The organism is Emticicia sp. (assembly GCF_049241225.1).
GTDB lineage: Bacteria > Bacteroidota > Bacteroidia > Cytophagales > Spirosomataceae > Emticicia.
The window spans coordinates 1-11,197 of record NZ_JBMLRC010000240.1; the positions used below are offsets into that span (position 1 = coordinate 1).

At 37.4% G+C, this 11,197-nt stretch carries 11 protein-coding genes; 3 read left to right on the forward strand and 8 right to left on the reverse strand.

Going from position 1 to position 11,197, the window contains the following annotated elements; genetic code table 11:
* The 6 genes from ACOVO2_RS13070 to ispG form a co-directional block, all read right to left on the reverse strand.
* A partial coding sequence (locus ACOVO2_RS13070; protein WP_421770407.1) for a carboxypeptidase-like regulatory domain-containing protein occupies window positions 1–767 on the reverse strand: 767 nt, incomplete at its 3' end.
* 118 nt (window positions 768–885) lie between these two features.
* Window positions 886–1,305, reverse strand: a complete 420-nt coding sequence (locus tag ACOVO2_RS13075; RefSeq protein ID WP_421770408.1) for a gamma-glutamylcyclotransferase family protein — start codon at window positions 1,303–1,305, stop codon at window positions 886–888.
* Between the two features lie 4 nt (window positions 1,306–1,309).
* Window positions 1,310–1,855, reverse strand: coding sequence for a tetratricopeptide repeat protein (locus ACOVO2_RS13080; protein WP_421770409.1), 546 nt, complete (start codon window positions 1,853–1,855; stop codon window positions 1,310–1,312).
* A 13-nt stretch (window positions 1,856–1,868) separates the two neighbouring features.
* Window positions 1,869–2,189: an MmcQ/YjbR family DNA-binding protein gene (locus tag ACOVO2_RS13085; protein WP_421770410.1), complete on the reverse strand. Its 321-nt coding sequence runs from the start codon at window positions 2,187–2,189 to the stop codon at window positions 1,869–1,871.
* A gap of 35 nt (window positions 2,190–2,224) precedes the next feature.
* Entirely contained in the window at window positions 2,225–2,419 is a 195-nt protein-coding gene (locus tag ACOVO2_RS13090) for a DUF6728 family protein (RefSeq protein ID WP_188765212.1), read from the reverse strand.
* Window positions 2,420–2,469: 50 nt separating this feature from the next.
* Entirely contained in the window at window positions 2,470–4,494 is a 2,025-nt protein-coding gene (gene ispG, locus ACOVO2_RS13095) for a (E)-4-hydroxy-3-methylbut-2-enyl-diphosphate synthase (RefSeq protein WP_421770411.1), read from the reverse strand.
* Between the two features lie 229 nt (window positions 4,495–4,723).
* On the opposite strand from ispG, the gene ACOVO2_RS13100 reads away from it, so the two are divergent.
* A complete protein-coding gene (locus ACOVO2_RS13100) occupies window positions 4,724–5,335 on the forward strand; it encodes a 7-carboxy-7-deazaguanine synthase QueE (protein ID WP_421770412.1) in 612 nt (203 codons plus the stop codon).
* A 56-nt stretch (window positions 5,336–5,391) separates the two neighbouring features.
* On the opposite strand, the gene ACOVO2_RS13105 is transcribed toward ACOVO2_RS13100, so the two are convergent.
* Window positions 5,392–6,507 carry an NAD(P)/FAD-dependent oxidoreductase gene (locus ACOVO2_RS13105; protein WP_421770413.1) on the reverse strand — a complete coding sequence of 372 codons (1,116 nt, stop codon included), beginning with the start codon at window positions 6,505–6,507 and terminating at the stop codon, window positions 5,392–5,394.
* A gap of 3 nt (window positions 6,508–6,510) precedes the next feature.
* Window positions 6,511–8,013, reverse strand: a complete 1,503-nt coding sequence (locus tag ACOVO2_RS13110) for a vanadium-dependent haloperoxidase (protein WP_421770414.1) — start codon at window positions 8,011–8,013, stop codon at window positions 6,511–6,513.
* 146 nt (window positions 8,014–8,159) lie between these two features.
* On the opposite strand from ACOVO2_RS13110, the gene polA reads away from it, so the two are divergent.
* Both polA and ACOVO2_RS13120 read left to right on the forward strand, forming a co-directional pair.
* A complete protein-coding gene (gene polA, locus ACOVO2_RS13115; RefSeq protein WP_421770415.1) occupies window positions 8,160–11,054 on the forward strand; it encodes a DNA polymerase I in 2,895 nt (964 codons plus the stop codon).
* An 18-nt stretch (window positions 11,055–11,072) separates the two neighbouring features.
* Window positions 11,073–11,197: NTP transferase domain-containing protein (locus ACOVO2_RS13120; protein WP_421770416.1), on the forward strand; the 125-nt coding region annotated here is incomplete at its 3' end.

The window sequence follows — 11,197 nt, forward strand, 5'->3', positions numbered from 1 at the left end:
GCAATCGGAGAAGCGAAGTTTTTATCCAAAACATTCACCTGATTTGTATAAAAATTATATTGCTGGAATGACGAACCAATTAATTGAGAGGTCAGACTACCGTCGGTAACGCCAACACCTTTGATGTTTGTTTTCTCAATAATTTCTTTTGAAAGACGTGGATTATTTCGATAATAATAATGTGAGACTGACTCCGAAATAAAAGATGGCAATAAAGCATTACCCTCATCATCGGTTAGAGTACCAATTTCTTCAATGGCCTTATTGACCTTCTGGGTAATTTTTCGTTCGCGTAGTTTTTCACTTATTTTATTAAAATCAACTTCAATTTTATTATAACTTCTGTAATCGAAACCATCTATTTTTTTGAAATTATTCTCCGATTTTGCTATTACGGCCTTTCGGATGATACGGTGAGCGGGATTTTCACCAGCATAAACCTTTACCTCATGTAAAAGAATTTCAGAAGGTTTTAATTGAATCAGAAATGTTTGTGAAAGAGAATCTTTCTGTAAATAAAAAGATTTTGAGAAATAACCTAAACAGGAAATAAGTATGGAATCTGAAGGAATCGAGCCTAACTGAAACTGAAAGTTTCCTTCAAAGTCAGTATTTTTTCCAAAAGAGGTGTTTTTTAAAGTAATAGATGCAAAGGGAATGGGGTCTTGCGTAACAGCATCAGTTACTTTGCCTTTAATTACATAAACACTCTGAGCAGAAACAAGCTGGGCAATAAATATAAAAAATACTGTAAATAATCTTTTCATTAATATGTGTTAGTTTCATCGGAAAATTCAGCAACCCTTATTTGTTTTAAAACGTAATAAGTTACAGAAACGTTGCTTTTATAAACGAAAACTAACAAAAATCATATAAATTCATTAATTATTTATGATATTCGTTTAGGAAATCACCTTTGGGCATAAACTCTAAATCTTCCACAGACTGATTGAAATAATAAACCCACGCATCGTAAGTTTTACCATCATTTCTGAGTTCAACTTTGGCTTGTTTTCTCACATATTCTGAGTGTGCGGGGTCCATCGGATTGTATTCCTCGTATCGGTCTAAGAAACCAAAGAGTTGGTCAGGTTCACGCAATTTGTAGAGTTCGCCTTTTACGTAATATTTTTCACCTTGCTTGCATGGTACAATACCTGGGTAATAGTCAACCATATACATTTTGCCTTCCATTTTGGCTTTTCCAAGATACTCAGCATACCTATCAACCCATTGGTGCGACTCATTATCACCGTACTCGCTCAGCAGCGTTCCATACACAAAAAGATACTCATTCTCAGTCATTGCCTTACTTTGAAATATTTCGAATATTTCCTAAAAAAAGTGTTTGTAAAAGTATTGTAGATTGGCTATCGCCTAAACTTGAAGCAATTTTAAGATTTTTTTCGGCACTTTCAAAATCTCCGCTCCTAAATTCTAATTCTGCAATGAATCTTATTACATCAGCATTTTTCCCAAGAAACATCCTTGAAGCCCTTTTTAGTTCAAAAAGTGCGGTTTTATAGTCCTCCAGCATGTAAAGGCAGTTTGCTTTCTGCAAATATGCCTCAGCTATAGAATTATCAATTCGTAAAGTTTTTTCGAAGTCATTGAGTGCAGCCTCCCAGTTTTCAAAATAGTAGTGGCATTTTGCTCGGTAGAAATAGGCGGTTGCCGACTTTGGGTATTCAATGATTTGGGCATCAAAATAACGGAATGCTTTTACACAATCTTCTTGATTGAATAATTCAATTCCTTCTTGAAAAAGGGCTTCATCTCTTTCTTGGTCTGAAATATCATTTCCCAATCTGATTCGCAAATAAATGTAAATCAAGAACGGTATGCCAATGAGCATTACCTCCATTTTCTTACAAATTTTTAAGTTCTTCTTTGGTCTTTTTTGTCAAACTACTCACCACAATATCGTAGGATTCATCAATCCATTCACGTAGAAGGGCATCTTTTACTCTGCCGTTGGTCAAAACCATGTTCCAATGCTGTTTGTTCATGTGATAAGCTGGCAAAACAGCATCGAATTCTGCCCGCAATTCTTGATTTTTCTCTGGAAAGTTTTTTAGACTGATTCGCTCGAAATCAAAACCTGTCAGAGCAAACATTTTTCCCATTACTTTGTAAACAAGCGTATCGGGCCCGAATGGGAGTTCTTCGGAAACGCCTTTTTTAGACAAACAGTATTCTCGAAAATTCTCTAAATCCATCAAAATTAACGAGTGGCACAACGTGTAACCATGATAATCAAACAAACCAAAAACATCAAAATTGATATTTTATTGATTCCGTGCATCATTTTCAGATTGAAACTATGCGGATATTTGCCATCTTTATCTTTCTGAAAAATTCTAAAGAAGTAACTAAAAACAGGCCCAATGGAAAAGAATTCTTTTAGTTTATTTAGCATCGTGGTATTATTTTGAAATTGTTGACTGCTTTTCTATTATTTTACGCTTACTATTCGGCGTACTCAAGTACTTCCTGCTCAAACCAACGACCGTCTTCTTTGATAAGCTCAATTAACTCATCTACTGCATTATCGGCATGAACTGACTTTTTCATAACGGTTTGCCCACGATAAAGTGCAATTTTATCTTTTCCGATGCCCACATAACCATAATCAGCATCGGCCATTTCTCCTGGGCCATTTACGATACAACCCATGATACCAATTTTTACACCTTTCAAGTGGTCGGTGCGTTTTCTAATCATGGCCGTTGTTTCCTGCAAATCGAATAAAGTACGGCCGCAAGATGGGCAACTGATATACTCCGTTTTACTCATGCGAGTGCGAGCAGCTTGCAAAATACCGAATGAAGTACTATTCACAGTTTTCAGACGCTCCAATTTTTCATTTTTATCTGCTAAATTAGGCAAGCCAATCATGATTCCATCGCCGAAGCCTTCAATCAATACACCACCAAAATCTGTTGCTGCAAAAAGCTGAAAATCGCTATCAGAAATTGCCTCATAATCTTTACTTAAAATTACTGGATTTTTGATAGAAAACTTCAAAACTTGAAAATAAAAACTTCTAAGTTCAACCATTGCAGCGGCATTTTTTGCTTTTGCAATAATGACGGTATTTTTGTATTCTTTTACATACTCAACAAATGCTGGCGTTAGTTCATCTAAGCTTACTTCTACAAAATTGATTGTTTGATGTAATTGTTTGGCAGGATTGAAAAATTCTTCTACCGTAAACAATGGTAATTTATTTTGTAGGTCTGGCTGAGAAAGCCAAACATCATAATCAAGAATTTCTTTGAGGCCATTTGGCAACATAAACGGCACAGATTTTTTGCCAGAATAAATATAATCTGCTCCTAAATCATTCATTCGCCATTTATCTGGCAATGGCAAATAAAAATGTCCGATTGGTTTTAAATCATCATGAGATTCGACATCAATTTTCGAGAAATCGGCAATGACTCTCGGAACATTCAAGGCACCAAAGTTCCCAACCTCAAAAGTCTCTCTACGACTATAACTGTATGGGTTTATGGGTGAAACTTCAAATAGTTCTGAATTCTGAGTTTTAAATGCTGAGTTTTTATTTATTGCATCAAAACTCTCTTTTGCTCTCAAATCGGCACTTTTTGTTATGAGTGAACGAGCCACCGGAGCTTCAAATTCAGGGTCTTCGGTTAAACTTACACGAACGGTGTCGCCTAATCCATCTTCAAGCAGTGTACCGATTCCCATCGAAGATTTAATTCTGCCGTCTTCGCCTTCACCTGCTTCAGTTACGCCTAAATGTAGTGGATACGGTTTTAGTTTTTCTTCTTCGAGTCTTTGTACCAAAAGACGATACGCCTGCACCATCACTTGTGGATTCGATGATTTCATCGAAATCACGATATTGAAATAGCTTTCATCTTCACAAATGCGTAAAAACTCTAAGGCTGATTCAACCATCCCGAGTGGAGTATCACCATATCGACTCAGAATACGGTCTGAAAGCGAGCCATGATTCGTTCCGATTCTCATGGCAGTACCATATTCTTTACAAATTTTCACAAGCGGCAAAAAACGCTCTCTGATACGCTCTAATTCAACTTGGTAGCTTTCTTCGGTATAATCAATTACTTCAAAACGCTTTTTATCGGCATAATTGCCAGGGTTTATCCTTACTTTTTCTACGATTCGAGCTGCCAATTCGGCTGCGTTTGGCGTGAAGTGAATATCGGCAACTAAAGGTGTATTATAGCCCCTTCTTCTTAGTTCATTCTTTATATTTTCGAGATTCTGAGCTTCTTTTACACTCGGAGCCGTAATACGCACCAACTCACAACCGCTTTCTATCATTCGTATTGACTGCTCAACCGAACCAATGGTATCCATTGTATCAATGGTGGTCATTGACTGAACTCGAATAGGATAGTCCGAACCCAAATAAAGGTCGCCAATTTTTATTTGATTTGTTTTTCGGCGTGAATACTGAGTAAGTGAATTACAGTATTTTTTTTGAAAATCTTGCATGAAAATATATTGAGAATTGAATTAATTCGAAACTACTCAAAAGTAAAAAGTTTTACTCTGTTTTTTGGGATTATGCGATTTCAAACATTCTTAGGTAAGAAATTGCTCACAAAAATAGTCATCATTATAACTATAATAACGATAGAAAGGTTGAAAATTTGTCAACTATTCTTACAATGGTCGTATTTTGGTATTTTTTTGGTATTTTTGCAGATATTTTAATTATTAAATGATTTCTACTGAAAATAAATTACCTGTCATGGAGGCGTTTTATACGCTGCAAGGCGAAGGTTTTCATGCGGGAAGGGCAGCGTATTTTATTCGTTTGGGCGGGTGTGATGTAGGCTGCGTATGGTGCGATGTGAAAGAATCGTGGGACGCTGAAATTCATCCTAAAATAAGCATAAGCCAAATTGTGGCTGATGCCAGCCAACACAATGGCCGATTAGCTGTTATTACAGGTGGCGAACCTCTGATGTATAATTTAGATGCATTGACGGCAGCTTTGAAAGAAGCTGGTTTTCAGACCAATATCGAAACTTCGGGAGCACACCCAATGTCGGGACATTGGGACTGGGTCTGTTTTTCACCGAAAAAATTTAAAGAGGCTCACCCAAGTATTTTTGAACAAGCAAATGAGCTAAAGGTGATTGTTTATAATAAATCAGACTTTAAGTTTGCTGAAAAATACGCTAAACTTGTCAATAAAAATTGCCAGCTTTTGCTTCAACCCGAATGGAGCAAGAAAGATACGATGCAGCCTTTGATTGTTGAGTATATCAAGCAAAATCCACAGTGGAGAATTAGTTTGCAGACTCACAAGTATTTAGATATTCCATAAAATTTACACCGCAAGTCTAACTAATTATGGTCAGACCTGCGGTGCAGACTTTTTCTTTACAAAGTCTTGCCGTGTGTGGCTCTAATAATTGGATTTAATAAAAATGGAACTCTTTTGAGTGTCGAGATTGCCAAATTAGAATTAAACTCATCGCCAAAAAGTTTTTGAAGCTGTCGGCCACGCCATAATCTATTGCGGAAATTTTTGTCCCACCGATAGGTATAAGTTTCCTCCATTTCTTCCCTACTGATTTTTTGACGCAGAAAATCATGGATAATTTCTGAAGCAATAACCCCCGCTCGAATGGCGATTGACATACCATTTCCAGCCAATGGAGTAATTAAACCTGCCGTATCACCCACCATCAAGATATTCTTGTGAACCGATGATTTGGGAGTAAAAATGATTTCGTTAATGACCAATGGACGTGCAAACAAGAACTCTGCATTCTGAAAAATATCAAACAAAAATGGGTTTTGGCACATGAAGTCCAATTCCATTTCGTGGATTCCTCCGCTTTGCTTTACATTTTTTCTTTCGGAAAGATAACATAAACAATATTTATCATCTTCGATTGCCGAAATACCGCAATAGCCTCCTTTAAAATTATGAAGAGCTATCAAATCTTTGGGGAAATCGTATTTTATATGATACTTTACCCCTACAAATGACTGTTTTTGCTCTGGAAATTGACGAAAAAGTGATTTATCAAGCTTTCCTCGCTTGCCATACGAACCAATTACAAGGTTTGTCTCGAAAGTTTGATTGGTATTTGTCTCAACAAAAAATTTTTCGTTGATTTTTTGAATATCATCAACACTCGTATTTAATAGAAATGTAACTCCTGATTTTTGAGCAATATTATAAAGTTCGTAATCAAGTGTGTATCTACTAATACCAAAACCACCCATTTTAAGGTTAGTTTCGAGGCTTTTTCCTTTTGTTGATGTAAGTTTAAACTTTTTGATATCTGTGCAGCCCAATTGCTCTAAATCCAAGCCAAGGTGTTCAAGAAATGGCCTTACTTCGTTTGAAACATACTCTCCACAAACTTTATTAAATGGATAAGCATATTTTTCAATCAGCAATACTTTATGGTCTTTTTTAGCAAGTTGTATAGATGAAATTAGGCCGCCAAGCCCACCTCCAACAATTATGACGTCATAATCCATAGCTTATTTTTTATATCGCAATGAAAGTGCGTTTTTTCCAATGATTTTACCCAACTCTTCGCCTTGTTCAATTCCATCCCTAAAATGGATACCACCATACACCCTCGATATACTACATTCTTTGGCAGCATTCCAAAAAGATGAAAAAGTCTTCGGCGGGCCAACAAAGTACTTTGAATAATCAGTAAAGCCTATGTTTTCACCAATTTTCGATGTGAGCACAGTAGCCATTGTTGAAGTCTGAGCCGAATGCCCCGATGGAAATTCAGGGAATGGAGGCGTGAGCAATGCTGGTTCCCACTGATTATCAATGTATTTTTTGATATAAGCAATTGGTCGGATTAGATTGTTTTGATACTTAATTCTCCATGTTACTATGAAAGCATCACTGATAGCAATCGCTAAGTTGCTGTAGAGCTCGGTAGCACTTGCTAAATCAACTGGTTTTTGTTTTAAAACTTGAGTCAAAATCGAAATTGAGTGTCCCGGAGCCGTATAAGTAAATGTTGCGGCATCGTCCCAAAAGTTAGCAATTTGTAACTTCTCGCTATTTGGCACAACTTGTTTTGAAATATCATACACTTCTTTGGCCATTTTATAGAATGCTGAGTTTGGATAAATCGAAAACTCAACTTTGGGTTTTATATCAATTTCTTCTTGGTTTTTGGCTAAGAAAGTTCGGTTTTCTCCCCATTTCGGGTGCAGCGGCCCAGTATTTTCTAAATCTGCTACTCGATTGATTTCAAAACATGACTGACAAATCGGCAATTTATACCCCATACTGTAGGTACGTAAAAATGATTGATGTCCGCCATCATTCTTTGAATATTCATAAATCCAAAAAGCAATCTTTGCTCCATAAAGTTTCGATTTTTTCATGGCATCGGGCGAAAGCTGTCTGGTAAAATGTGCATTGACTGAATCATTAAGAGCATAAACTTTTTCCATCCAAATGTAAGGAGCAGAAATAAAAAGTTTGTCAACCAATTTAAAAACGGCTGAATTCAAAGCCACTGCCGGATTGAAAAATCTACCATCTATATTCAAGCTATCTGGGCGATGAAATTCTTGTAACTGGTCAGACAGAGAAATATTGCTCAAATTTGCTGGCAAAATCGACTCGTAAGCTGCCAAATTGATGTAAGCCATGTTTCGAGATGCTACATTGGGGCTGTATCCTTGAGTTTGTTCGATTAACTCAAAAATCAATTCGTGCCACTTAACAAGCAAATCAGAATTCGTATAATCATAAACTCTCGTAGGCTCAACCTTGTTCGGTGTCGGATTTCCGATTTGAGTATTTTCGGGTGTTAATTCCTCTTCTATTTCTTCAGCTTTGGCGGCTTTTTCTGTTTTTATTACTTTTTCGGGTACGACCTTAGGTTTTTCCTTGGTTGTAGCTGGCACTGGCTTAGGGGTAGTTTTTTTTGCGGGCGTTGTTGTGGTCTGAGCAATACCAAATGTTACACTCAAAATAATAAGTAATAGAGATAGTATTTTACGCATTTGAAATTCCTGATTTTAGTTTAGCCAAAGTTTATCGCTTAAAAATGATGATTTTTAAACAATTATTACCCACAAATTTAATTTATTTCTTCACTTAAAAAAAATCAACGTAATTTAGAGCCACAAAAATTAACATCATCAATACAATGCCCACAAAAAAACTTTTTCTGTTGGATGCAATGGCTCTTATTTACAGAGCTCACTTTGCTTTTATCAAAGCTCCACGAATTACCTCTACTGGCCTAAATACAAGTTGTGTGTTCGGCTTCGCCAATGCAATTTTAGAAGTAATTCAAAAAGAAAAACCTACGCACATAGGTGTTGCCTTCGACTTACCGGGAGGTACATTTAGAAATGAATGGTTTCCAGAATATAAAGCTAATCGCCAAGAACAACCAGAAGATATTACGATTGCAATACCTTATGTAAAAAAATTGGTTGAGGCAATGGATATTCCACTGTTGATGATACCAGGCTATGAAGCCGATGACGTAATCGGGACGATTGCTAAGCGAGCAGCAAAACACGATTTTGAGGTATTCATGATGACCCCAGATAAAGATTATGGGCAGTTGGTAGAAGACCATATATATATGTACAAACCAGCGATTTTTGGAAAAGATGCCGAAAAGTTGGGAGTAAAAGAAGTTTGTGAGAAATGGGGTATCGAAAGACCAGAACAAGTAATTGATTTGCTTGGACTAATGGGCGATGCCGTTGATAATATCCCGGGCGTGCCAGGAGTGGGCGAGAAAACAGCAGCAAAATTGATTGCAACTTATGGTTCGGTTGAAGGTTTGTATGAAAATGCCGATAAATTGACTGGAAAAATTGCCGAAGCAATTAGAAATAACAAGGAACAGGCATTTTTATCAAAAAAACTGGCTCGAATTGAGTTAGATGTTCCCATTGATTTTGATGAAGAATTCTTGAAAATAACAGCACCAAAGCCCGAACTCATGTCGCCACTTTTGGATGAATTGGAGTTCCGTACGCTGCGTAAAAGATTATTACCAAACGAACCACAAGAGCCTTCGACAAGTAGTAAACAGCCTTCGAGCAGTGCATCCTCAAATGCTGTTTCGCCTGTAAATGCCATAAAAGCAAAGTCTGGTACACAAATTTCGATGTTTGAGGCAATGGCTTCTCCATCGAATGCGTCAACTGCTGAACCATCACAAACGCCATTTGAAGAGGAAGAAGAACTACAATTTAGAGCCAATGCTGTCAAAGACACGATTCTGAATAAAGTTCATGAATACCATTTGATGGATACCCCTGCCCTACGCAAAAGTTTGATTCAGTATTTGAGTAATCAAGACGAATTTTGTTTTGATTCAGAAACCACTTCGGTTGATGCCGTAGATGCAGAAATTGTTGGACTTTCGTTTGCCTATTACGCTGGCGAAGCCTTCTACGTTCCGATTCCGAGCGACCAAGCAGAAGCCCAACTGGTAATGAATGAATTTAAGGAAGTATTTGAAAATGAATCGATTACAAAAATCGGACAAAACATCAAATACGACCTCATGGTACTTAAAAACTATGGCATTGAGCTGAAAGGTAAAATGTTTGATACGATGCTGGCTCATTACATCATCGAACCCGAACAACGCCACGGAATGGATTATTTGGCAAATGTTTACCTCAATTATGACCCAGTTTCAATCGAAACCTTGATTGGCAAAGGAAAAGGGCAAGGTAGTATGAGAGATGTAGCCGTTGAAAAAATTAAAGATTATGCCGCAGAAGATGCAGATATAACGCTCCAACTCAAACAAATACTCGAACCAAAATTGGCCGACTCTCAACAGCAAAAGCTACTCGAAAAAGTAGAAATGCCTTTGGTGAATGTATTGGCCAATATGGAAATGGAGGGTGTAAGAATTGATATGAATGCCTTACACGAAATGTCGAGTGTGCTTGAAACTGACGTAAAGCAAATCCAAACTGATATTTTCACATTGGCTGGGCAGGAATTTAATGTTGCTTCGCCAAAGCAATTGGGTGATATTTTATTTGAAAAACTCAAACTTGACAGCAAGGCAAAAAAAACCAAAACTGGACAGTATGCCACTGGTGAAGATATTTTATCGAAACTCGAAAACGACCACGAAATTGTTCGTAAAATACTGGATTTCAGAGAATTAGTAAAACTCAAGAATACTTACGTTGATGCTCTTCCATCGTTGGTTTCAAAAAAGACAGGACGAATCCATACATCTTATAATCAAGCAGTTGCGGCAACGGGACGTTTGAGTTCAACAAACCCAAACTTACAGAATATTCCGATTCGTACACCACGTGGGCGTGAAATCAGAAAAGCATTTGTACCTCGAAATGAAGATTATGTAATTCTTTCAGCCGATTACTCGCAAATCGAACTCCGCATCATGGCAGCATTCAGTGGCGATGAAAGTATGCTCGAAGCCTTCAATCAAGGCATTGATATTCACTCAACTACGGCCTCAAAAGTTTTCAAAGTAGGTATTCCTGATGTTACTTCAGATATGCGTCGGAAAGCAAAAATGGTCAATTTTGGTATTATCTACGGTATTTCGGCTTTTGGTTTATCACAAAGACTCAATATCCCTCGTGGCGAAGCCAAAGATATTATTGATGCCTATTGGGTTGAGTTTCCAAAAATCAAACAATTCATGGACGACACCATCAACAAAGCCCGTGAAATGAAGTTTGTTGAAACTATTTTAGGTCGCAGAAGATATTTGCGTGACATCAACTCACAAAACATGACCGACCGAGGTTTTGCCGAGCGTAATGCCATCAACGCTCCCATCCAAGGCTCAGCGGCTGACATGATAAAAGTTGCGATGATAAATATTCATGATTTCATGAAACAAGAACAACTCAAATCACGCATGATTCTGCAAGTGCATGACGAACTTGTTTTTGATGCTCATCGCTCGGAAGTTGATTTCTTAAAAACTAAGGTAAATGAGCTGATGTGCACGGCAATTCCGATGGCTGTTAAAATGGAAACTGGAATGGGAATTGGCGAAAACTGGTTGGAAGCACATTGATAGAAAAAGTAAAAACGCATGAATGTATCAATAATTATTCTTGCTGCGGGTGCATCTTCTCGTATGGGAGCTCCGAAGCAACTTTTATTAATAGATGGAAAAACGCTCATCAAACGTATCTGCGAAACAGCAATGGACACCAC